Here is a 22,080-nt window from a genome sequence, read left to right as displayed (position 1 = left end):
CCGGCTTATCGCCGTGCTTTGGTGACGCGGTCGACAAGCACCGCGATGAGAATCACGACACCTGTCACGGTGCCTTGCCAGAAACTGTTCACGCCAATGAGATTCGCGCCGTTCTGGATAATCGTTATCATCAGCGCGCCGAGCAGCGCACCGATGGCCGACCCGGTGCCGCCGAAGAGGCTTGCGCCCCCGATGACCACCGCCGCGATTGCCTGAAGCATCAGGGCGGACCCCGCCGTTGCCTCTGCATTACTGATGTACGAGATGCTCACGATGCCCGCAAATGACGCGAGCAATCCCGAAATTACATACGCGGACAAACGAACGCGGTTAACCGGAATACCGATGACACGAGCGGATGAGCTGCTGCTGCCGACTGCATAAAGCCATCTTCCGGCCACAACCTTTCGCAGGCAAAACTCGATAAGAATCAGCAGCAGCACGCACCAGAGCACGTAGTTGATGACTCCTGGAATCAATGTTCCGGAGTTGAGCAGCCAATAGTTCGGGTCGTTGATAGGAAGCGAGTGGCCGTCGGTGACGATGAACGACAGACTTCCGGCAATGGCATACGTACTAAGCGTGACGACGAATGGCGCGAGACCTACGAAGGTCACGAGTGCGCCATTAATCGAACCGATGATGAAACCGACAGCCAGGCCTGCGATGCTGCTGACGATTGCGCCATAGCCATGTGACATCGCGAGACCGGTGACCATGCCTGTCAGGGAAAAGACTGAGCCGACTGACAGGTCGATACCACCCGTGATAATCACGAGGAGTACACCGAACGCCATGATGACGAGCGGTGCCGCAGCCTGGGTAACATTCGCTAAATTTCCCATCGACAGCGCGGCCGGAACGACCATGCCGACAGCAAGTTCGATGACCACAATGGCAATTGCGATAGCAATTTCGGTCCGATATGCCGACATCATGCGCCGGATACCACCGCCAGAATCCTTCGAGCCGCTCCGTATTGAATGCGTCACTGCTTTCATGCTTTGTCTCCTGACTTAATCTTCGATGTCCGAAACGTTCAATGTTTCAGGCGGCCATTCCTGTAGCGCTAGCAAGGCTCTCTTCACTAACGTCTGTGTGACGAAGAATGCCGGTCGGCCGCCCGGAAAGGTCAAATGCGAGCACCGTGTCACAAAGTTCGACCAGTTCCAGGTACTCAGTCGACCACCAGACGACTGCCGTACCCTGTCTGGCGAGCTTGCGAACGAGTGCGTAGATTTCCCGCTTTGTCCGAATGTCGACTCCGCGCGTGGGTTCCTCGAGCACCAGCAGTTTCGGTTTCAGATTCAGCCAGCGCGCAACGAGGATTTTTTGCTGCGTGCCACCGCTCAAAGTTGAAGGGAGGTGCCATAGGGAACCAGCACGTATCTTGAGCGCGTCGAGGAGGGCTTGCCCCTGCCGAAGCTCTTCGTCACGAGCTATCTTTTTTCGCTCGACGATGCGCCGCGCTGCCATCAGGTTGTCGATGATTGGAAGCGTTGCGAGAATGCCCTTATTTGCGCGGTCGCCAGATATATAGCCGACCCCGGCGCGAGCCGCGCCTGACGGCCCGCGATGCTTGACCGGTTCGCCAGCGCGCTCGATATCCCATCGAGATTTTGGCCCGAGTCCCGTTAGGGCCTCAATGAGAGCCAGAGGACCGGTCGGAGCGCCCGCGAGTCCCACAATGGCCCCCGGACGTATTTCGAGTTCGATATCGTCGAGGCGGACAATGATGGGCCTTTCCGCGGTGCCACCGTTGTCGTGACTTGTGTCGTGACCTTCCCGCAAATCCGATGCAGCTTCCAGGCTGACCTCGGTTTGTTGGTCAGGCTCGACGGATTGCCCCATATAGTCGACGATTTCGCGGTCCGTGATGGCATTGAGAGGCGCACGGTCGACAGCTGTTTTTCCGTCGCGAATGATAGTGCAAACGTCAGCAATCTGACGTATCTCGCGCATGCGATGAGATACGAACAGGACGGCGAGACTTGTCTCCGCTACCAGCCTTCGAATGACCGCAAAAAGACGACCAGTTTCGGCAGCAGTGAGGTTCGCTGTCGGCTCGTCAAGCAGCAGCAGCCTCGCGCCAGACCGGAGTGCTCGAGCGATTTCGACGAGCTGTCGCTCGTGAAGCGATAGCTCACCCACCAGACGGCTAACCGATTCCCGTGCGAACTGCGGGTCAATCAACGATAGAGCATCAATCGCGAGAGCACGTGATGCTCGCTCGCTATAGGTCCCGAGCGCGCGTTGCATCCGGGGCATGGCGATATTTTCCGCGACCGACAGATGCGGCAGCAGTGCCAGCTCCTGGTTCACAACCGCAATCTCCCCTGTGTCAGCGGGCGATGCTGAGGAGCCACCGAGGTCGCGTCCGGCGAATTGAAGCGTGCCCCCGTCCCGTTGATGCTGGCCAGAGATAATCTTGATGAACGTCGACTTCCCGGCTCCGTTCCCACCAAGGAACGCGTGCACCTCTCCTGGACGGACAGACAGGTCGAAGCTCTTGAGGACGCTGGTAGCCCCGAAGCTTTTGACGATTGACTTCGCTAGCAACAACGTAGGTTGTTCAGACATTGCGCATCTCCGTCGCGAAAACAGCGAACGAACGGCTCCAACCGCAGGTTGCGAGAGCCGCCTGCAGTGAGTGACAAATTTCGGAGGCTTAACTGAGTGGCTACAAATGCAGCGAGCCGAACTCAGTGCCGGTCGCGCTCCTTAGCTGGGGGCGACCAAGTAGCGACGGACGCGTCGCTTGCTGGGAGGGGAATTCAGGGTATTCATCTACGTCTCCTGTGCGGTTGCTGCACCGCGCCATATTTATATGAGGCAATGTTTTAGGCCACTTGGGTGACCTGACACGGGGTAACATTTCAACTGTTTTCCTGTCCGTATCGTTGATGTCGAGGATGGCAGCGACCACCGTCCGAAGGCAATGCAGTTTTGTTCAATCGCGACTGAAAAAAATTTGACCATGCGAATTCCTCCGTTGAAGGCCATCATTGCTTTCGAGAGCATTGCACGCACGAAGAGCGTCAACCGGGCAGCGGAAGAGCTTGACCTTACGGCGTCGGCCGTCAGCCATCAGTTAAGCAACCTCGAATCAATGATTGGCCAATCCCTGTTTCAACGGACAGGTCGTGGTCTCGTCCTGACACCGACCGGGGAGCGATATCTTGCCGATGTGACGGGGTCGCTGGCGGACCTCAGCCGGGCAACTGAGCGTGCCTCGAGCCAGAAGGAAGTCGACATCCTGCGCGTGCATTCGAGCCCGAGTTTCGGCCTGATGTGGCTATTGCCGCGGCTATCCTCGTTTCAGGAAGCAAATGGCGACGTTCAGTTGAACGTCGCCTGCTCATACGAGAACGTATCGTTTTCGAACGGGTATTACGACATCGACATTCGTCATGGCTATGGAGAATGGAGCAACCTTGAAGTGCGCACGGTCCGGGGCGAATTCATTGCACCGCTGGCGTCGCCGGCCTATCTTGAGCGGCATCCGGTGAAGACTCCAGATGACCTGCTGGCCCAGCGGCTGGTCTATTCGGAGACGCCTCTCGTTCAGTGGCGGCAATGGTTTGGGCGGGCCGGGGTTGCTGGTGCGAACAAGACGTTCGACTTCTCGTTCGACCGTTCCTACATGTCCATCGAGACAGCTTCGCTAGGGCTCGGAATTGCTCTGGAAAGCGTGATGATGGCTTCGCAAAAGATAAAGGACGGCGCACTTGTGCAGGTCTTCGACAATAGCCATTCGGTCGAGGTTGGCGCACATCATCTCGTTTACCCTAGCCAGAACGCCGAATTGCCCCGAGTTGCAAAATTTTTGACCTGGATTGAAGAGGAAATTGAACGCTGCAAGGTGGGCTCGCAGGGATAACCCTGGGGGCTGAAAATTTCTCAGCTACGGTTGAGGGGAACTGCGTTGATGCAAGGTTCGCCGGCGGACAAACTTCGCCTACACCTAGTTCATCAATGGAGACACCCACATGTTGCTCGGGAATCAAGTCGTTATCGTCACGGGCGCGGCATCGGCACGCGGCATCGGTAAAGCGACGGCAAAGGCGATGGCAGCACACGGCGCGCGCATTGCAATTCTGGACCTGAACCTGGCGGACGCGGAAAGCGCTGCGCGTGACCTCGGGGAAGGTCATCTCGGTCTGGCGTGCGACGTCACCGACAAGGAAGCCTGCGTCGCCGCAGCAGATGGTGTCGCCGCTAAATACGGCCGAATCGACGCGTTGATAAACAACGCGGGGATTACGCAGCCCATCAAGACACTCGAAATCTCGAAGAACAACTTCGACGCAGTCGTCGGCGTGAGCCTGCTGGGGACGCTGTATATGTCACAGGCCGTCATCCCGCACATGAAGAAGCAGCAGCGTGGCAGCATCGTTTGCATGTCTTCCGTTTCCGCGCAACGCGGCGGCGGCATTTTCGGCGGCCCGCACTACAGCGCAGCGAAAGCTGGCGTTCTCGGGCTTGCCAAGGCGATGGCTCGTGAATTCGGCGGCGACCATATCCGCGTCAATTCCATTACGCCCGGCCTTATCCAGACGGACATCACGGGCGACAAGCTGACCCCTGAGATGCGCGCAGACATCATCAAGGGCATCCCACTGGGGCGTCTCGGCGAGGCAAACGACATCGCCAATGCCTGCCTGTTCCTGGCAAGCGACCTCTCCACCTATCTGACCGGCATCACTCTCGACGTCAACGGCGGCATGCTGATTCATTGAAGTGACGTGCCCTCTTTCGCTTCCGACATTGCATAAACATACGACGCACTTGGCCTAGCCGGGGCGTCTTGCCGCCAAAGCGGCACAGAGACATGGCGCTGAGCCCGTCACCGTGACGAGCTCAGATGACAGGAGACAACCCATGAAATCCAGACTGGCCACACCGGGAATCGGTGCAGACCTCTCGGCTTCGAGCGACTCATCAGACTTTGAGGCGCGAACTTACGCAAGAGTCGCCCGTCGCCTCATTCCCTTTCTGATGCTTTGTTACCTCGGCGCGTATCTCGACCGGGTGAACGTGGGCTTTGCAAAGCTGCAGATGCTCAACGACCTGCGCTTCTCTGAAACCATTTATGGCATCGGTGCAGGCATTTTCTTTCTGGGCTACTTCCTCTTCGAAGTCCCGAGCAATCTCATTCTGCACAAAGTCGGCGCGCGAAATTGGCTCGCGCGCATCATGCTGACCTGGGCGGTGATTTCCGCAAGCTTTTTGTTTGTGAAGACGCCGACCACGTTTTATGTACTGCGCTTCCTGCTCGGCGTCGCGGAAGCGGGGTTCGCGCCGGGCGTGATTCTGTACATGACCTACTGGTTCCCGGCCGCCCGGCGCGCAAAAGCGCTCTCGATGTTTTTCATGGCGATTCCAATGGCTGGCATCCTCGGTGGCCCGCTTTCCGGCTGGATTATGCATTCCTTCCAGGGAGCCCAGGGACTTGCAGGATGGAAATGGCTTTTCATGCTGGAGGCACTCCCGTCGTTGCTCCTTGGCATCGCAATTTTTCTGTATCTCGACAACGGAATCGCCAGTGCGAAATGGCTGTCCGATGACGAAAAGGCACTTCTCAAGCGCAACGTGGAAAGCGACCGTACGGCGGCCACCGAGCACGTGTCCATCCGTGCGTTTGTCCGCGACCGTCGTCTCTGGCTAATGGCTGGAATCTACTTCTGTGTAGTTCTCGGTCAATACGGCCTCACCTTCTGGCTGCCGACAATCATCCGTCGCACAGGTGTCGCGGACCCGCTGTGGGTTGGTGTCCTGACCGCGATTCCGTACATTTGCGCCATCATCGCGTTGCCGTTACTCGGAAGTAGCGCCGATAAGCGCCGCGAACGCCGTTTGCATCTGGCGATTCCGATGCTGGTTTCTGCCGCCGCTTTCGCCACACTGCCGATGCTCGGAAGCGTGGGTCCCTCGATTATCTGCGTGAGCATCGCTGCTGCCGGCATCCTCGCGTCGTCGTCATTGTTTTGGGCGCTTCCTACTGCTGTTCTCAGCGGTATGTCCGCTGCGGCCGGAATTGCCGCGGTCAACTGTTTCGCGAATCTGGCCGGCTTTTTCTCGCCCGCCATTGTCGGATGGCTAAATGACTTCACCGGCCACGCGACAGCAGGCCTCATCTTCATTTCGACGGCTGTCGTTCTGGGCGCGGTTCTGGTGTTCTTCGTGCCCGCAAAGACTGTCAATCGCTGAACGAACTCTTTCCAGGAGACGAGTAAATGAGTACAACCGTCATCGAGGATGTGTCGCTCGCTGAGCGCGCATACCGCATCCGCCGTAACGCTTTGCTAATGGGCGAAGTACAGGGCCAGGGTTATATCGGCCAAGCGCTCGACATCGCTGACGTTCTGGCCGTTTCATATTTCGGCGCGATGAACTACCGCGCGGCGGAGCCAGACTGGGAGGACCGGGACCGATTCCTGTTGTCGAATGGTCATTACGCAATCGCGCTGTACGCTGCATTGTTCGAAGCGGGCATTCTTCCCGAAGAAGAACTGGAGACCTACGGCAGCGACGACAGCCGTCTGCCCATGTCCGGAATGGCGAGCTACACCCCGGGGATGGAGATGTCCGGTGGGTCGCTCGGCCAGGGGCTAACGATTGCCGTGGGCCGGTGTCTCGGACTCAAGCGCAAAGGCTCTAAATCGTTCGTGTACACGCTCTTCTCCGACGGCGAACTTGACGAAGGAGCCATCTGGGAAGGTCTCCTCTCGGCGGCGCACTGGAAGCTTGACAACCTGATTGCGATGGTCGACGTCAACAACCAGCAGGCCGACGGCCCGTCGACGCAAATCATGGCTTTCGAGCCGCTCGTACCGAAGCTCGAAGCGTTCGGTTGGTACGTGCAACGCGTAAACGGAAACGACATCAATGCCGTGAAGGCGGCCTTCGACAACGCTCGAAATCTGAAAGAGGCTAAACCGCGAATCATCGTGTGCGACACGAAGATGGGCTGCGGCGTGCCTTTCCTCGAGCAGCGGGAGAAGAACCACTTCATCCGGGTGGACGCTCATGAATGGAAGCTGGCGCTGGACGCACTTGATGAAACTTTTGCAGGGAGCAAAGCATGAACTCGGTCGTCGATAAAAAGCCTCGTCTGAAGACCTCGGCGATGATTGCGTCCATCGCCGGCGAAGGCCAGGTGACACGCTCTGCGCCGTTCGGGCATGCACTTGTCGAATTGGCTCGCGCGAAGACGAATGTCATTGGCATGACGGCCGACCTGGGCAAGTACACCGACCTCCATGTCTTCGCAAAAGAGTTCCCGGACCGGTACTACCAGATGGGCATGGCGGAACAGCTTCTGATGGGCGCTGCCGCCGGCTTCGCCCACGAAGGAGCGCAGCCGTTCGTCACCACCTACGCCGTGTTCGCGACGCGTCGAGCGTATGATTTTATTCATCAGACCATCGCCGAGGACAACCTCGACGTCAAAATCGTCTGCGCGCTGCCTGGCCTGACGACCGGGTACGGCCCGAGCCACCAGGCCGCTGAAGACCTTGCGCTCATGCGCGCAATGCCAAACATGACGGTAATTGACCCGTGCGATGCGCTCGACATTGAACAGATGGTACCGGCCATCGCGGCGCATAAGGGTCCGGTCTATGCGCGCCTTCTGCGTGGCAACGTGCCCGCGGTGCTCGACGAGTACAACTATCAGTTCGAACTCGGCAAAGCCAAGATGCTGCGCGATGGCAACGACGTCCTCATCATTTCGTCGGGCATCATGACAATGCGTGCGCTGGAAACTGCGAAGGCGCTGGCGTCGGACAAGGTGGACGTTGCAGTGCTGCACGTTCCGACCATCAAGCCGCTCGACACGGAGACCATCATCCGCGAGTCAAAGCGGACGGGGCGCATGGTCGTCGTCGCTGAGAACCATACGGTTATAGGCGGTTTGGGTGAAGCTGTCGCAACCACGCTCTTGAGCGCCGGCGTTTCGTGTACGTTCAAACAGGTCGCGCTGCCCGACGAGTTTCTCGACGCCGGTGCACTGCCGACGCTCCACGACCGCTATGGCATTTCGACAAATGTCATGGCGGCCAACATCAAACAGTGGCTGACTTAAACGTCAGCTGGTCAGCAGGCGTTCGCGTGTAGGAGATGCGTACGCTGGCGATACTCGCTTTTCAAGCGTCTCCTCCATGTATCACGTGGAATGGACTAGGCCCACTACCGGTGGGCTATTTTTTATCCAGGTCTCGCGCCGCGGGAAAGCGATGTGACGGCATCTGTAGCCCGTGGTGACCTCGGCGTGTTCTTGCAAGCGTCAGGCACCAGCCAACATGGATTGAACTCAGGGCTCAAGAGACGACCGCGGACTAGCGTATTCGCGGCAGGCTTCGCATACTGCCTTTGACGGGCCGTGCACCGGTTTCTGCACAGCTAGGTTTGGGAAGGCGGTGCCTTGGCTGCGTACTGAGGAGGAGACAAAACGAGCTCCTTTCTCGGTACGCATTCCGCCTCGTTATTTTTTGCCCTTGAGGGTGAACGGAGCGAGGAGCGACTGAATGTCGACCTGTTGTCCCTGAAGCAAAAGCAGACGAGCGTGGAGCACCGTGTTCTCGAGAACAAGCTTCGCGGTGCTCAGCAGGTACATCGCATGGAGGTCCGAGTCCGACATCGCCGCCTCTACAACGTGGTGCCGTTCTACCAGCGAGCACATGACAAGGCGTCGTAGCTCCTGTTCGCCGAACGGTAGGTCCGCATAGTCGATTGGGTCTTCTGCCTCGACTTCACACAGCATCTCAACAAGCGCTTCGGTGCTCACTTCCATGTGCCAGCTCCTTGACGGTGGTCAGACTGTTCATGAAGTGCTTCCAGATTAACGTCTTCCGTGTGGAACGTCCAACGTTCTCTGCAACGCGATAGCTCCTTGTATAAGTCATGATGTAAGCGCTACCGAGCGATTGACCGACGAGCACGAAGGGCGCGCGTTCCCCAGCGACCTGCAATGCGCGATGCAAATCTTCAGCAACCGATTTGGCGCCTTGTGCTTCTGAGCTGCGGTCGCTCCACATGATTCCTGCGCGACTATATGAACAGGCGCGGGTGACCTTCGAAACGGATGGCTGGACGGCCGACCAGTCCAGCGAACCGCTAATGCCCAGGCCGGATTCGAACACCACGGTCGGAGAGCCATTGCCAGTGCAGTTGAGCTGTATGCGCCGGTCGCCGATGTTCACCATCTCACCCGGCGGTTGATGGTTCTCAGTCGCGAGGTGCCGCTGGAGCGCTTCATAGCCTGTTCCCGCAATAAGTAGCGCGGCGAGTATTGACAGCAAGATTAGGCCAATTCGGAAAATCAAGCGCACGGTCCAGTTCCTGGAAGTTAGTTTATGGCTGTGTGGTGGACTTGCAAAGTACGGAGATAGTTGCGCCTCCGCGCGATTATTCAAGAGAGGCGGCCGCTAATGACGAAATTGCTCATCATAGATTTTCTGAAACGCCCGCGAGATGCGTCATCAAACGACTCGCCAGTGGCGATTTTTTTCACGAGGACCGATACGCCGGCGTACCGCCGTATGCCCCAACTCGACTGCTGAGGAATATCAAAAGGAGAACGCCAAGGCCGCTCAGGGCCGCCAGTCATCGCGTGGCACCCAGAGTGAGCACGGCAGTCATGACGTTTTCATCAGGGAATGTTAAATGTCGAGGGCTTCAATCAGACGGAATTGTCGAGCCGGAAAAATCCCCTTATGATTTCGGTCGACTTTAAGGGATGCCCCGACAAGGAAAATCTAAATGGGAGCGCAGGACATTATCTCATTTATGCAGTCTGCATTATTCCAGGCTGACCGGCTCGTAAAACTCGACTCCCCTGCGGGGGCGAATGCGCTATTGCCGCAAACCGTGACGGGTACCTCACGGCTTGGCCGTAACTTCGAATACGTCATCGACGCTGTCTCGACGAACAGCTCGCTCGAGCTGAAGTCTCTTATTGCGCAGCCGGTCACGCTCTGGCTTCAGCGTGCCGACAAGTCCTATCGCCCGCAGCATGGCTACGTCCATACCGCGCGCCGGCTTGGCGCCGACGGGGAGCTAACGAGTTACCAACTGGGCTACTCCTCATGGCTGCATTTCCTGAAGTTCCGTAAGGACGCGCAGATTTTCCAGGACAAGTCAGTAGAGGCTATCCTCGAATCTGTCTTTCAGATGCATCCGCAGGCGGCCGGGGCATTCCGGTTTGACATTCAAAACGCATCGCCGGTTCGGTCATTCTGCGTTCAGTACGAGGACGACTGGACTTTCGTGCACCGGTTGCTCGAGTCCGAAGGCTGGTTCTATTACTTCGAACACGCCGATGACGGAAAGTCACACACGCTTGTCGTGACCGACGACCTCTATTCGCTCAAGGCCATGTCGCCCAAGGAGGTCGACTTCTACCGCGCCGGTACCTCCAGCCAGACGGAAGCGCTTGTGCAGTGGTCCGGCACGCGCACGCTTCAAAGCACGAGCTACAGCTCGCGCACCTTTGACTACAAGACTCCCGGCACCACCAAGGAGACTTCGTTTCCGACGGTCGTGAATCAGGGCGACCTGCCGGAACAGGCGGAGGTCTACGAATACACCGGCGCCTATAGCTGGCAGGAAAGCGACCGTGGCGACAAGCTCACCAAGCTCAAGCTGGAAGAGTGGGAGTCGCGCGCGAAGCGTTTTTTTGGCGTCGGAGGCCTGCGCAGCATCGACGTCGGCCGCTGGTTTTCGCTGGACTACCATCCCGCCCACGAGCAGGACGATGGCGAGGACCGGAAGTTCGCGGTCATCGAAGCCTCGTGGTATATCCGGAACAATATCCCGGTTAGCGAGACTCACGCGTTCCCGCATAGCCTCTCTGAACGTCTGGCGGCGGTTCGCGCTACGTATGAGCAGTGCGCAGCTGCGTTCTCGGTCGAAGATTCCGTCGGCGATGGCAGCGATGGCTTCTTTCTCGTCGAGGTCGAGGCGCAGCGACTGAAGGTTCCGTTTCGCAGCCCGTTCGAACACCGCAAGCCGGTCATGCACCTTCAGACGGCAACGGTGACGGGCCCGGAGAACGAAGAGGTCTACACCGATTCGCTCAACCGCATCCTCGTGCGCATGCACTGGGACCGACGTGAGGCGTCCGCCGCGACGTGCTGGGTGCGCGCCGCGTTCTCGGACACGGGAAGCGGCTATGGTAGCGTCCACGTGCCCCGCATCGGCGAAGAAGTGACCATCGACTGGGTCGGCGGTGATTGCGACCGGCCCATCGCGACAGGGCGCGTCTATAACGGCGCGACGCAGCCGCATTGGCACTCGAATGGCATGCTCTCCGGCTTTCGGTCGCGTGAATACGGTGGCGCGGGCGGCTTCAACCAGTTCCTGATGGACGACGCGACAGCACAGAATCGGCTGCAATTGCTGTCGTCCCAAGGTAACTCCATGCTGCACATGGGTTACCTCATTGCCCAGGACGGGAACACGCGTGGCAGTTATCTCGGCAGCGGCTTCGAACTACGCACCGATGCCTACGGCGCGCTGCGCGCGAACCGCGGGCTGTTCCTCTCGACTCACGCAGCCGCAGGCACGAACGCGCAGCAACTTGACGTAAGCGCCGCACGAGGGCAGTTGTCAGGCGCAGGCAACCTTCTCGAATCGCTCAGCAGCGCGAGCACGACGCATCAGGCCGAAAGCCTGCAAGCAGGCCAGGACGCGCTCAAAGCCTTCACCGCAGCGTCGACTGATAGCGTCCATGGCCAGGCGAGCGGGGGGCGTACTGCCGGCGGCGGCACTGGTTCGGCCAATGCGTTCAAGGAGCCCATTCTCCTGGCGGCAAGCCCGGCGGGAATCGGCGTCTCGACGCAGCAGTCAGTGCACGTGAGCGCCGACGAGCAGCTCACCCTGGTCAGCGGTCAAAGCACGCATATCGCCACAGGCAAGTCGCTGCTTGCGAGCGTGACCGACAAAATCAGCCTCTTCGTCCAGAACGCAGGGATGAAGCTCTTCGCCGCGAAGGGCAAGGTCGAGATTCGCGCGCACTCGGACAACATCGAGCTGACCGCGCAGAAGACAGTGAAGGTGCTGTCGGCCTCCGAAAACGTGGAAGTGGCTGCGAGCCAGGGCGTCCTGCTGACAGCCGGAGGCGCGTACATCCGTATCAAGGATGGCAACATCGAGATTCATGCTCCCGGGCAGATAGACATCAAGGGTGCGCAGCATGCATTCAACGGCCCCACGAGCCGTCCCTACGACCTGCCCACACTGCCGAAGGGCGACCTGCACAACAAGCTCGAGCTCAACCTGATGGACGACAACCTGAAGGCCGTGCCCAATGCGCCCTACAAGGTGGCGTTCGAAAACGGCACGACGATGGCGGGCAAGCTCGACGGCAACGGGCATGCTCTGCTTCGGGACGTGCCCGACGGGCCCGCCAAGGTCTTCTTCGGAGAAGACGCGCGACCCTTCACCCCGCAGCCCGTGCAGGCGGCGAAGGCGCTTGAGCAGGAAGACATCCTCAAGGAACTCCACGCAGGCGGCCATGACGGCATCACGGACGAAAACCTCTTCAGCCTGTTCAACAAATTCTCTGGCCGACCGGACGTGACATGAACGCTAACGACCAGCAGGCAATCGAAGATGCGGCCAAGGAGATTGGGCTGTCGATGGCGTCTAACGCCTTCCCGCTTTTCTACGTCGCGCAGAACGTCTACGACACGACGGAAAGCGTCTGGACGGTCTGGAACGCTCGCGAAAGTGTGGACGAGATAACGAAAATCGAGGCCGGCATCGACCTGGTATTCGCCGTCGTGGGCTGGGTTCCTGTCGTCGGCGCCGGCGTCAAGCGGACGTTTCGCCTGGTCAACCACAAGTCCGAAATATATGGCCCACTGCTGTTCGACATTTTGCGTCTGGTGCTTCAGCGTGCGCACCTCCAGATCAGCCCGGATGCGCTCATCGACAAGCTGTTCGATGCAACGGGCGTCAAGACGTACCTCACGGAGGCTCGTGAACATATCCAGAAGTCCTGGCTGTATCGCGAGATGCCTACGAGTGTTCAAGCCACGTTCATGCAGGCACTGGCCTTTGTAGAAACTAACCTGCCATACTGGCTCGCGCAGTTCGTCCAGCGCAAGCTGCTTCATTGGCGCAAAAAGCAGCCGAACTCGTCAGCCGTCAGCACGCTCGAGGAGCACCGAACGACTGACAAGCCAGGTGCAAAGGGCGAAGAAGCCAAAACAGGCCAGGACCGACCTGTGCCGACGCCCTCGCGCGGCGTCGTCAATGCCAAGCTCGCTGTCACCGACATCACGACGAATATCACGGGCATTCTGGGTGAGCACATCGGCGACTATTACTGCTATGAAAAGCTTAAATGGGGAAATGGCTGGAAGGACCACGACAAAGGCCTGAGCGGCAAGTGGAGTGAGCAGCCGGGGCTGCGGGTTATGGGCAAGCTCAACGATAAGGGCAAGCTGAACAAGCTTTTCGACGTCAAGGCACGTGGTCACGGCATCGACGGTGTTTGGCGTGCCGCCCCTTTTAGCAACCAGATGAAGGACTTCGCCATCGTCGAAATGAAATCGTCGACGACAACGCGAAAGCTGCAAGACCCAAACGCAAAGCACAATATCTCCAGCAAGCTCGGAACGATTAAGGAGGCGGTGCGCCCTCCTGCCCAGGACCTGCTTGAGCCGCCGGACGACGCAGGGCCAGCGTTGCCGACCAGAGGTAGCGGCAAGCCTGGCGGCGGGAAGCCTGCATCTGGCGGTGGAAAACCAACACCAGGTGGCTCCGCAAATGAGAGCAGTCCTGCGAGAAAGCAGCAGGCCGACTCCGCAACGCCGACAGCGGACACAACGCCGAAGGACAAGACCACCGCGACCGGACCGAGCAGTGCAAAAATCGCCCGGGTCCAGATGAGTCACGAGTGGATTGAAGCCAAACTCTCCGGAGCCGTTTCGGACCAAGGCCTGGTCAACACGATTTTGAGGTCCGGGTACTCGCGACATCTGCTGTACGTCCCGTTCTACCTTCCGTCCGCCGTGCAACACGTCGAAGCGCTCACGACGGGCGCTGAACACGACCATACTGACCACGACCTTCCCTTCACCCATCACTACAAGGAGGGAGAGGTTGAAGAAGCGGTCAAGCTGAAAGCGAGCAGGATAAGATAGCCTAGGGCTAAGAGATTATGGATATGAACGAAGACTTCGATTCGACACGGCGGCAACGCTTTCTTGGCGAGGACTACTTCAAGTGGCGTTTGGACCTCCTTGATGACGGCATCGCGTACTGGTCCGAAAATACTGCGCCAACCGGCAGCAATGAGAACGAGCGGAAGGCGCTGACGCAGCGCTACCTCGTTTCCGATGTCTATCGACGCTTCCTACTCCTGTATACAGGTGGAGCGGACCTCAAGCTGCTGCGTGGTGAACTTGAGCCGGTTCTCGAAGCCTTTGAACGGTACGCGAAAGCTCAACGGCTGAATCGACAGGATGCCGGCGAACCGCCATTGGTCTTTGAAGAAATTGGCGAATATGAAACGGCGATGCAGCTCATCGGCTTTTGCTACCTGCTGCATCGACGTGACCTGCTGCCGCGCATCGTCGAGATGTTTGACCCCTCCTATCGGGGGAAGGACACGTTGTATGAGGACCTGCTGGCTTACGAACTCGATGGTCGAATCAACGTAGATAGCTGGTATCACGACGTGCCGTATCGGCCCCTCGTGTTCAGTCTCTATCGCGAGACGAAGAAGGAATCTGTCGACGACATGACGGAATACCTCGAAGCCTGGTATCCGGGAATGGCCGCAGCTCCATGGCACGACGGACATCTGGAAGCCCAGAAGAATGGCAAGGGTACCTACGTCGGCTACTGGGCAGTTGAGGCGGCAGCGGTCGCATTTCTGCTGCAGCTGGACGACAGCTCTTTCCGCGACCATCTGCTGTATCCGAAGGACCTCGCTGATTTCGCGCGCAACTTCGATGCAGCGGAAGACGGCGCGCCAATACGCCGGGATAGTGGACCAATGACGGTACGAACGGGGCAGACGTGTCCGGAAACCGGCGTTTGGAAAGCACAAGGCCACAACGTACCTGGTGTGCTGGTAAATCAGGGGGATGCGATGCCGGATGTCTTCGCACCCGACCGGAATGGCGCGTACCGACCACAGCCGGCGCTGTGGGAGTTCGAACGTAAAGCCTGAGGTCTAGGTGAGTTCAGTCAGCAAGGGCACGCTGCGTACGGAAGTAGATTTCTGGGCGCGTCAGCAAATCAACGGAAGATTATTCGCCTGCTGACTGCGTGAAATCGCAGACACCCCGCCCACGCGCGAGCGGGAAGCGATTCAAAAATGACCCGAATCCTGATACAGAGGACTGTCTCGACCCTCGCCGTGGCGGTCCCGGCACTTGCGTGCGCCGTTGGCACGAGCCAAGCCAAACCTGTCAAGTACCGATGCACGGCGGACCGGAATATTGTTAGCCATTACCTGCATGTGACCGTCGACGACGAGAAGGTGAGCAAGTTCAGCTACACGGCAGGCACTCCGGCCGAGGAGAGCATCAACTCGTGCTCTGTCGACTCCAATGTAGCGACGGTGTCTGACACTGCACCGGGCGTTCAGTCTTTCTCCACGAGCGCTGGCGAGATTCTGGTGACAAGGAAGGGGAAAAAGTTCGTCTTCGACCTTCCCAAGCTCAAGGTGACCGACCTCTGCGGGCAATCCTCGACCATTGCGAAGCACATCGCTATTACACCGGCCTCCCGTCGTTGCTCAGACGTCGTCAACGTCGAATAGCCAACGGGTCGACTGTGAAACACTCCGTGCACGTCGCGACCAAAGAAGTTTGGATGCACGAGCGTCCACTCAAGAGGAGGTTGGAAGAGTTCTTCGAGACTACCGATTTCCTCTCCGAACGATGAGCGCGCTCCGGTCACGAGACGCTATGCACAGCTTTTTACGCGTGAAGTGGCTCAGGCCGGACTGTGGCCAGTCTGGTACCAGCAAACGGGTCCCGTCGCCAGTCCACGTCAGCGCGCTTGCCCGATTGTGGTTCTGCTGGCACACGGATTGCAAAATGCTCGAGCGATTGGCCCGCGCTCGTCGCCTGCACGACCCACTGAGGGGTATTGCCCTTGCCGTCCCAGGTATTTCCAAAGGCGTCGCGGTACTTTGCCGCGCGCAGTCGTTCTTGGTCCGCGGCGATAGAAGCGGCGACATCCTCTGGGTCGATTTCGAGCTCAGCCATCCTGCGCCGAAGATAGGCCACTATGCTTTCGCGTTTCCGTTCGTCCATCTAGTTGTGCTCGCCCTGAATGCAATCCTTGAGCAGGTTATCGCAGGTCGCCAGGATAACACAGGCTGATTACGACGCGCTCAGGGAGTCACCTGAGACATGAACGCGCTCGCCGACCTGGACCGGCGGCTGCGTTGAATAGTTGAAGTTCCGGTAGCTACCGTCCTGCATTCTGACCTGCACCTGGTAACTCGTCGCCTTGCGAACAGCATGCTCAATGCCATTGCCTGCAAGGCCACCGCCGACGGCGCCGGCAATCGTTGCCAGAACGCGACCGCGCCCCCCGCCGACCTGATTTCCCAACAGCCCGCCGGCGACTGCACCGCCTACGGCTCCGAGACCCGTTGTCGGCTCGGGTTCCTGGACCGTATTGACTGCGACGACTTCTCCGGCGTTCGGGTCAACGGCGACTGGTCTCGGAGCCGGTTGTGCCGACGATTGATATGTGTCGTTGTTTGCATACCGCGGGGGCTGCTCAACTGGCACGCTATGGTGATGATGGACGCGCGGCTGGGCGGGCGCTTCCTCCCTGGTCACGCGCTGCTCCGCGCTCGATTGCGGTGAAGCGACCGGTGTGCTCGCGACTTGTGCAGCGACCGGAATAGCTTGCGTCGGAGGAGCGGTCACAGCTCGGGATGTCGGAAGCACGCCTGTCATCGCCGCGATACCTGTAGCGCTGGCCAGGATGACTGCCACGGCTGCGCCGGCAACCAAAGGATGAATGCGACTACGCTGCGGTGAACCGGAATTCAGATTGGTGCTCATGTCGCGCTCCGTTGAGGTGTGTCAGCAAGAACGCCGCAATCGACACAGCGGTGCACCGGGCCAGTGTGAGATTTGTAAGCAGTTGTAGTGCTCTACGGAGGGGCAAGGGAAAGCGTCTTCGAGGGCGGACCGTTAAAGCGTCAAGGACGTCAGCTCTGTCTCCGAGTCCTGATAATTCTCTGGTTGCGTCGCCCGTCCGTGGTACTAATCGTCCAAAGAGGTGACTTGGCTGGGTACGTGCCTCGCACTGCCCCAAGTGAATTGCGGCCAGAGAGTAGCCCAGTCGCTCGACTCACGCCGAACGACTGGCGCTAACACAGCGATGCAAGTTACCTTTGCGAGGAAACACCAGGTCGCTTTTCTCCGATACGGCGAAAATTTTTCGACCGTGGTCCGCTCGATTCCGACCTGAAGCGTTCATTCCGAGCTTCCAGGCTGATGGTTTCGATTGCGCAGCAAAGTCGCGATGATGCTCATATAGCCAACGGCTCACGCCCTCATTGCTGAGGAGTGTTGCAATATAAGCGGCTGACACCGTGAGATGTAGCTGCTCGATGCCATGGCGTTCATCGGTCTGTGCTACACCAGTTTGAAGCGTTGCGAGTTCACGGTCGAGATGAGCGAGCTGCTCTGACACTTCGTTGCCCAGTTTCCCACGAGTACCAGCATCAATTTCGAGTTGCTCCGGCGGAGTGGCAGCAACAATCGCCCGCGCAAGGCCGCCGTGAAGTTTCCCTGCCCACACATGAGCTCGACAACCTCCATTTGCCGAGAAGGCTTCATCTGCTTCAGCGCCTTAAAGGTGTCGCCGGGCAGGCTTTGTCGGCAGGCAGCACGGCGGCCTCATCCGATATGCCGTAAGGGTCCAGCCGGCATTCTATTGTTGCGAGAAATGCGTGGAATGACCGTGTAACCATTGCCGAAATGATCCGTTGCGCATTTTGGGGCATTTTTTCACGGTTTAGGGCTCAAAAATCGGGTTTGCGTGGCCGTAAACGCAGTGCGGGCCCGAGCGATCACATGCTCGCGCCTCACTCATTCACTGCCATCCAGGTGTCCCGATGTTCAGCAAGATCAAGGTCGCATCCGGCCTGTTGTGTGTCCTCGTCGCGTTCTGCGTACTACAGCTCGTGACCGCAGGACTTGGTTACTGGTCGCTTACGCGCACGCACGACGACGTGGCCGACCTCTCGAAGGTGGCGTTGCGGCAGGCGAGCGCCGCCAACGTCATCACCCAGCAGTTGATGGACGCCCGTATCAATCTCTCGCGCGCGGGCACGCGCATGGTCCGCGGCGGCACGGTGCCGACCGACATGGTCAATCACGCGCGCGACCAGCTGGCCGCCGCCGACACCACGTTCGCGGCGCTCATGGCCGTCCCGCCGATCAACGACGACAATCGCGCGCGCGTCGCCGCGCTCGGCGAGCGCTATCAGGTGTACCGCAAGGCGCTCGGCGAGCTGATCGACGACCTCAACGGCAACAATCTGCAGGCCTTCCTCGACCAGCCGACGCAGTCGTACCAGGACGCCTATCTCGCCGAACTGCACGCCTTTGCGCAGTTCAACGCCGCGGCGAGCCGCGCTTCGCTCGATTCGATCGACGCGCGCCTCGCGCTCTTCCAGATCGTCGGCATCGTCATCCTGGTCCTGCTGATCGCACTCGCGACCGGCGTGCACCTCGCGCTGCGCCGCGGCGTAGTGGAGCCGCTCGAGGAAGCGGGCCGCCATTTCGAGCGCATCGCGCGCGGGCGCCTCGACGAGCGCATCGCCGCGCGCGGCGAGAACGAGATCGGCCGGCTGTTCCAGGGCCTTGCGCTGATGCAGTCGAGCCTGGCGCGCACGGTCCACACCGTGCGCGAAACGGCGGGCTCGATCAACGTGGGCGCCGACGAGATCGCCACCGGCAACGCCGATCTTTCGGCGCGCACCGAATCGCAGGCGGCGTCGCTGGAGCAGACGGCGGCGAGCATGGAGGAACTGACGGGCACGGTGCGCAACACGGCCGACAACGCGCGCGAGGCGAACGCGCTGGCCGAGGCGGCGCTCGACGCGACCGCACGCGGCGGCGCCGTGGTGGGCGAGGTGGTCGAGCGCATGCGCGGCATCGCGCAAAGCTCGGACAAGATCGCGGAAATCATCGGCGTGATCGACGGCATCGCGTTCCAGACCAACATTCTCGCGCTCAACGCGGCCGTGGAAGCGGCGCGGGCAGGCGAGCAGGGCCGCGGTTTCGCGGTCGTGGCGGGCGAGGTGCGCGGGCTCGCGCAGCGCAGCGCGCAGTCGGCCAAGGAGATCAAGACGCTGATCAGCGAGTCGGTTTCGCAGATCCGCGGCGGCTCGGAGCTGGTGGAGCGCGCGGGCGAGTCGATGCGCGAGGTGTCGAACTCGATTTCGCGCGCCACGCAGATGATGGCGGGTATCAGCGCCTCGTCGCTCGAGCAGAGCACGGGCATTGATCAGGTGAATCAGGCCGTCTCGCAGATGGACCAGATGACCCAGCAGAATGCGGCGCTCGTCGAGGAGGCCGCGGCTGCCGCGGCTTCGCTGCATCAGCAGACGCGCCAGCTTTCCGAGGCCGTGGCGGCGTTCGAGATTTCGCCGGCGGTGCTGGCGGCCTAAGCGACTCGAGCGGTCTGGGCGCCTTGGCGGCGGGCTTGCGCCCGTCTGCCTCGGCGCTTCGCGTGGTTGTGCCTCAAACGCCCATGCCCTGATAGGCCGTCAAGAGGTGATACGGCGTCGTGGACGGCATGTCCGCGCGCGCCACGTCACCGTTTGCGCTACGGCATTCCACCCAGCCCTGCGGCGTGAGAAAGCGCGGCGCGAAGCGCCCGATCTGCGGCGCGAGCGCGGCGCGCACCGCGGCGTCGCCGTGCGTGGCGAGCGCGCGCAAGTATTCCGTTTGCGCCCAGATACGCTGCGTCGCATCGATCACCCGGCCCTGCTCGTCGAGCGCGGCCGCCACGGCGCCCGTTTCCGGGTCGACGCCGTGCTTCTGTGCAAAGACGAAGGCGCGCGCGAGCGCTTCGTCCAGTCCCGACGCGCCCAACCGGGCGCCCGCACGCGAAGCCAGCCAGAACCATTCGAACTGATGACCGGGCTCGAGGCGGTTGTCCGCCGCGCCGACCGGCAATTCGGCGATGCAGCCCGTCGGCGCGTGCAGGAAGCCGCGCGCGAGGGCCTCGACAAGCCGCGTGATCGCCGTGTCGAACGCGCTGTCGCCGGTCGCCTCGCTCGCCGCGAGCCAGGCCTCGGTGAGGTGCATGAGCGGATTCTGCAGCGGGCCGCCGGTAACGCTCGCGAAGGACGCGTCGAGCGCCGCGTTGAGCAGGCCGTCGCGGGCCGCGAAGCGGTCGACGATCAGCGAGGACGTTTCGCGCGCGACGTCGAGCGCCTCGGTCGCGCCGAAGCGCTGGCCGTAGGCCGCAGTGGCGAACACCACGAAGGCGTGCGTGTAGAGGTCCTTGGTGGTGTCGAGCGGCGCGCCGGCTGCGTCGACGCTATAGAACCATCCGCCGTGCTGCGGGTCCCGATATGTGTGGCGCAGCGTTTCGAAGAGCGTTTGCGCGTGCGCGGCGTCGCCGGCCTGGGAGAAAACGAAGAGCTGGCGGGCACACGCCATCGCGCGGTAGCGCGTGACGGGCAGCGGGGTCGCGCCGGCCGCATCGAGCGCCTCGTAGGGCAGGCGCAGTTCGGCATTGAAGCCGGGGCCGCGCCACATCGGCAGGACGACGCGGTCGAAATGCTCGCGCAGGCTGGCTGCGCTCGTAGGTGTGTTCATGGCGAAAAGTTGCGGCGAAGCGCGTCACATCGAAAGAGCAATGCCGGCGATTGTACGCATTCGCAAACTACGCGGGACATTCCAGGCGGCGCAGCACGCTCGCCCACGACTGCGCACCTGCTGACCTGCGCGGGGTGTTGGTCGATGCCGGCTGGGTAAGTCGGGGAAGAGCCCCTGGCCGTGCGTTCCGGCATGCGACAATGCGCGTTCGAACCAGAACACGAGGACGTCGCCAAGCGGCCGTGACCGGCCGGCGCGCGACGCGAACCGCATCGCTGACACATGGCTGATTACGCAGATACCGCATCCTTGAGCTCTTCGCATCCCGAACGCAACGCGCCGTGGCAGCCCCACGCGACGTCCGCGCCGTCCGACGTGACTGAATCCCCGCTTGCTGTCGAATCCGATGCTCCGCACGCGCTTGCCGTCGACGGGCCCGCGGCCGTTGCCGAAGCGGATGCCGCCGTGCGTCAGGGCACGCTGAGCGGCTTCGAAAGCCCGGAGTCGGCTCAAGCGGTGGCAATGCCCGTCGACGAAGCCAGCGCGACGAGCCCTGTTGCGGCTGCAACGACTGCGCGCCGCGCGCCGCGGGCGAAACGAGTTGCTGCTCCTGCCGTGGCCGAAGCGGTGGAGCCGGGCATTGGAGTGGTGCAGGAACCGGGTCCCGCAGCCTTTGTCGCCGAGCCGTCGTTTGCCGCCGGCCCCGCCGAGGGCGTGGAGCCCATCGGGTTCGCGTCCGAAGCGGCTCACGCGGCCCCCGAGCCGGACGCGCTGACGCAGCGCCTCGACGCGCTCCAGGGCGCGCTCGCCGAGCAGCGCCGTATGGCGGTCGCCTCGTCGCGGCAACAAAAGTGGATGCTCGCCGCCGCGTCGATGGCGGTGCTCGCATCGGTCGGGTTCGGGATCGCGCAGTCGGTGCGGCTCGACAGCCTCGCAAACGAATCCCGCGCCGACGAGGCGCGCCTCGAGCAATTCATCCTGAAGCAGCAGTCCACGCTCGACGACCTGTCGCAGCGCGTGGCCGCGCAAACCGCCGCCGCGGAAACCCCGGCGCCGCCGCCCGCACGTATGTCTTCCAGGGCGGTGGCCGCCAAGGCCTCGCCCGCGCCCGCGCACCGCGCAGCGGCCCATTCCACGCGTGCGGCTCACGCGAAAAGCGCCCAGAAAGCCACGCGCTGACCGGCTTCGCCCCGCGATCCTGCCCCTGTACCCGAAATTTCGATGCGTTGTATTGCTGCAACGCATCGATTGCGCT

19 protein-coding genes are annotated in these 22,080 nt (G+C 60.6%); 11 read left to right on the top strand and 8 right to left on the bottom strand.

The annotated features are described in order from the left end of the window. Positions 1 to 5: 5 nt before the first annotated feature. Positions 6 to 1,001, bottom strand: coding sequence for an ABC transporter permease (locus AB3X99_RS06975; RefSeq protein WP_368616498.1), 996 nt, complete (start codon positions 999 to 1,001; stop codon positions 6 to 8). 46 nt (positions 1,002 to 1,047) lie between these two features. Next, a complete protein-coding gene (locus AB3X99_RS06970) occupies positions 1,048 to 2,580 on the bottom strand; it encodes a sugar ABC transporter ATP-binding protein (RefSeq protein ID WP_368616497.1) in 1,533 nt (510 codons plus the stop codon). 397 nt (positions 2,581 to 2,977) lie between these two features. Here AB3X99_RS06970 and AB3X99_RS06965 point away from each other — a divergent pair, with 397 nt between their 5' ends. From AB3X99_RS06965 to AB3X99_RS06945, 5 genes are all read left to right on the top strand, one after another. Continuing rightward, positions 2,978 to 3,880: a LysR substrate-binding domain-containing protein gene (locus AB3X99_RS06965; RefSeq protein ID WP_069261846.1), complete on the top strand. Its 903-nt coding sequence runs from the start codon at positions 2,978 to 2,980 to the stop codon at positions 3,878 to 3,880. A 109-nt stretch (positions 3,881 to 3,989) separates the two neighbouring features. After that, positions 3,990 to 4,739: an SDR family NAD(P)-dependent oxidoreductase gene (locus tag AB3X99_RS06960; protein WP_368616496.1), complete on the top strand. Its 750-nt coding sequence runs from the start codon at positions 3,990 to 3,992 to the stop codon at positions 4,737 to 4,739. Positions 4,740 to 4,881: 142 nt separating this feature from the next. Further along, complete coding sequence (locus AB3X99_RS06955) at positions 4,882 to 6,210, top strand: MFS transporter (RefSeq protein WP_069261431.1); 1,329 nt, start codon at positions 4,882 to 4,884, stop codon at positions 6,208 to 6,210. A 26-nt stretch (positions 6,211 to 6,236) separates the two neighbouring features. Beyond that, the gene (locus tag AB3X99_RS06950) at positions 6,237 to 7,088 is read left to right on the top strand and encodes a transketolase (protein WP_368616495.1); all 852 of its coding nucleotides are present in this window, start codon (positions 6,237 to 6,239) and stop codon (positions 7,086 to 7,088) included. Continuing rightward, positions 7,085 to 8,086, top strand: coding sequence for a transketolase family protein (locus tag AB3X99_RS06945; RefSeq protein WP_368616494.1), 1,002 nt, complete (start codon positions 7,085 to 7,087; stop codon positions 8,084 to 8,086). Before AB3X99_RS06950 ends, AB3X99_RS06945 begins: the two co-directional genes overlap by 4 nt. 399 nt (positions 8,087 to 8,485) lie before the next feature. Here the strand turns inward: AB3X99_RS06945 and AB3X99_RS06940 are convergent, their stop codons facing one another. After that, positions 8,486 to 8,794 (bottom strand): hypothetical protein, encoded by a 309-nt coding sequence (locus tag AB3X99_RS06940; RefSeq protein ID WP_069261428.1) that lies wholly within the window; start codon positions 8,792 to 8,794, stop codon positions 8,486 to 8,488. Next, positions 8,766 to 9,332, bottom strand: coding sequence for an alpha/beta fold hydrolase (locus tag AB3X99_RS06935; protein ID WP_368616493.1), 567 nt, complete (start codon positions 9,330 to 9,332; stop codon positions 8,766 to 8,768). Before AB3X99_RS06935 ends, AB3X99_RS06940 begins: the two co-directional genes overlap by 29 nt. Positions 9,333 to 9,789: 457 nt before the next feature. Between AB3X99_RS06935 and AB3X99_RS06930 the strand changes: the two genes are divergently transcribed. From AB3X99_RS06930 to AB3X99_RS06915, 4 genes are all read left to right on the top strand, one after another. After that, positions 9,790 to 12,588: a type VI secretion system Vgr family protein gene (locus tag AB3X99_RS06930; RefSeq protein ID WP_368616492.1), complete on the top strand. Its 2,799-nt coding sequence runs from the start codon at positions 9,790 to 9,792 to the stop codon at positions 12,586 to 12,588. Next, positions 12,585 to 14,153, top strand: coding sequence for a hypothetical protein (locus AB3X99_RS06925; RefSeq protein WP_368616491.1), 1,569 nt, complete (start codon positions 12,585 to 12,587; stop codon positions 14,151 to 14,153). The genes AB3X99_RS06930 and AB3X99_RS06925 overlap by 4 nt, the downstream gene beginning before the upstream one ends. 23 nt (positions 14,154 to 14,176) lie before the next feature. Then, positions 14,177 to 15,187: a PoNe immunity protein domain-containing protein gene (locus AB3X99_RS06920; protein ID WP_069261845.1), complete on the top strand. Its 1,011-nt coding sequence runs from the start codon at positions 14,177 to 14,179 to the stop codon at positions 15,185 to 15,187. A 147-nt stretch (positions 15,188 to 15,334) separates the two neighbouring features. Then, positions 15,335 to 15,781 carry a hypothetical protein gene (locus tag AB3X99_RS06915; RefSeq protein ID WP_368616490.1) on the top strand — a complete coding sequence of 149 codons (447 nt, stop codon included), beginning with the start codon at positions 15,335 to 15,337 and terminating at the stop codon, positions 15,779 to 15,781. A 160-nt stretch (positions 15,782 to 15,941) separates the two neighbouring features. On the opposite strand, the gene AB3X99_RS06910 is transcribed toward AB3X99_RS06915, so the two are convergent. From AB3X99_RS06910 to AB3X99_RS06900, 3 genes are all read right to left on the bottom strand, one after another. Next, positions 15,942 to 16,232 (bottom strand): H-NS family nucleoid-associated regulatory protein, encoded by a 291-nt coding sequence (locus AB3X99_RS06910; RefSeq protein ID WP_368616725.1) that lies wholly within the window; start codon positions 16,230 to 16,232, stop codon positions 15,942 to 15,944. A 117-nt stretch (positions 16,233 to 16,349) separates the two neighbouring features. Beyond that, positions 16,350 to 17,045, bottom strand: coding sequence for a glycine zipper 2TM domain-containing protein (locus AB3X99_RS06905; protein WP_342946945.1), 696 nt, complete (start codon positions 17,043 to 17,045; stop codon positions 16,350 to 16,352). A gap of 292 nt (positions 17,046 to 17,337) precedes the next feature. Continuing rightward, positions 17,338 to 17,790 carry a plasmid partitioning protein RepB C-terminal domain-containing protein gene (locus AB3X99_RS06900; RefSeq protein WP_368616489.1) on the bottom strand — a complete coding sequence of 151 codons (453 nt, stop codon included), beginning with the start codon at positions 17,788 to 17,790 and terminating at the stop codon, positions 17,338 to 17,340. A gap of 316 nt (positions 17,791 to 18,106) precedes the next feature. On the opposite strand from AB3X99_RS06900, the gene AB3X99_RS06895 reads away from it, so the two are divergent. Beyond that, positions 18,107 to 19,666: a methyl-accepting chemotaxis protein gene (locus tag AB3X99_RS06895; RefSeq protein WP_069261421.1), complete on the top strand. Its 1,560-nt coding sequence runs from the start codon at positions 18,107 to 18,109 to the stop codon at positions 19,664 to 19,666. A gap of 73 nt (positions 19,667 to 19,739) precedes the next feature. Here the strand turns inward: AB3X99_RS06895 and AB3X99_RS06890 are convergent, their stop codons facing one another. Continuing rightward, positions 19,740 to 20,825, bottom strand: coding sequence for an AGE family epimerase/isomerase (locus AB3X99_RS06890; RefSeq protein WP_368604933.1), 1,086 nt, complete (start codon positions 20,823 to 20,825; stop codon positions 19,740 to 19,742). Between the two features lie 375 nt (positions 20,826 to 21,200). On the opposite strand from AB3X99_RS06890, the gene AB3X99_RS06885 reads away from it, so the two are divergent. Beyond that, positions 21,201 to 22,004 carry a hypothetical protein gene (locus AB3X99_RS06885; RefSeq protein ID WP_368616488.1) on the top strand — a complete coding sequence of 268 codons (804 nt, stop codon included), beginning with the start codon at positions 21,201 to 21,203 and terminating at the stop codon, positions 22,002 to 22,004. The last annotated feature ends 76 nt before the right edge of the window (positions 22,005 to 22,080 follow it).

Source organism: Paraburkholderia sp. BR10882, from assembly GCF_040948855.1.
Lineage (GTDB): Bacteria > Pseudomonadota > Gammaproteobacteria > Burkholderiales > Burkholderiaceae > Paraburkholderia > Paraburkholderia nodosa_A.
The sequence above is the reverse complement of the archived record's forward strand: the minus strand, read 5'-3'. Positions and strand labels throughout refer to the sequence as shown.

Bases quoted from the DNA above. Each gene is read 5' to 3' on its own strand.
- AB3X99_RS06895 (WP_069261421.1), top strand. From the start codon at position 18,107: ATGTTCAGCAAGATCAAGGTCGCATCCGGCCTGTTGTGTGTCCTCGTC.
- AB3X99_RS06905 (WP_342946945.1), bottom strand. From the start codon at position 17,045: ATGAGCACCAATCTGAATTCCGGTTCACCGCAGCGTAGTCGCATTCAT.
- AB3X99_RS06925 (WP_368616491.1), top strand. From the start codon at position 12,585: ATGAACGCTAACGACCAGCAGGCAATCGAAGATGCGGCCAAGGAGATT.
- AB3X99_RS06950 (WP_368616495.1), top strand. From the start codon at position 6,237: ATGAGTACAACCGTCATCGAGGATGTGTCGCTCGCTGAGCGCGCATAC.
- AB3X99_RS06920 (WP_069261845.1), top strand. From the start codon at position 14,177: ATGAACGAAGACTTCGATTCGACACGGCGGCAACGCTTTCTTGGCGAG.
- AB3X99_RS06940 (WP_069261428.1), bottom strand. From the start codon at position 8,794: ATGGAAGTGAGCACCGAAGCGCTTGTTGAGATGCTGTGTGAAGTCGAG.
- AB3X99_RS06955 (WP_069261431.1), top strand. From the start codon at position 4,882: ATGAAATCCAGACTGGCCACACCGGGAATCGGTGCAGACCTCTCGGCT.
- AB3X99_RS06960 (WP_368616496.1), top strand. From the start codon at position 3,990: ATGTTGCTCGGGAATCAAGTCGTTATCGTCACGGGCGCGGCATCGGCA.
- AB3X99_RS06890 (WP_368604933.1), bottom strand. From the start codon at position 20,825: ATGAACACACCTACGAGCGCAGCCAGCCTGCGCGAGCATTTCGACCGC.
- AB3X99_RS06970 (WP_368616497.1), bottom strand. From the start codon at position 2,580: ATGTCTGAACAACCTACGTTGTTGCTAGCGAAGTCAATCGTCAAAAGC.
- AB3X99_RS06930 (WP_368616492.1), top strand. From the start codon at position 9,790: ATGCAGTCTGCATTATTCCAGGCTGACCGGCTCGTAAAACTCGACTCC.
- AB3X99_RS06965 (WP_069261846.1), top strand. From the start codon at position 2,978: ATGCGAATTCCTCCGTTGAAGGCCATCATTGCTTTCGAGAGCATTGCA.
- AB3X99_RS06915 (WP_368616490.1), top strand. From the start codon at position 15,335: ATGACCCGAATCCTGATACAGAGGACTGTCTCGACCCTCGCCGTGGCG.
- AB3X99_RS06975 (WP_368616498.1), bottom strand. From the start codon at position 1,001: ATGAAAGCAGTGACGCATTCAATACGGAGCGGCTCGAAGGATTCTGGC.
- AB3X99_RS06945 (WP_368616494.1), top strand. From the start codon at position 7,085: ATGAACTCGGTCGTCGATAAAAAGCCTCGTCTGAAGACCTCGGCGATG.
- AB3X99_RS06910 (WP_368616725.1), bottom strand. From the start codon at position 16,232: ATGGCTGAGCTCGAAATCGACCCAGAGGATGTCGCCGCTTCTATCGCC.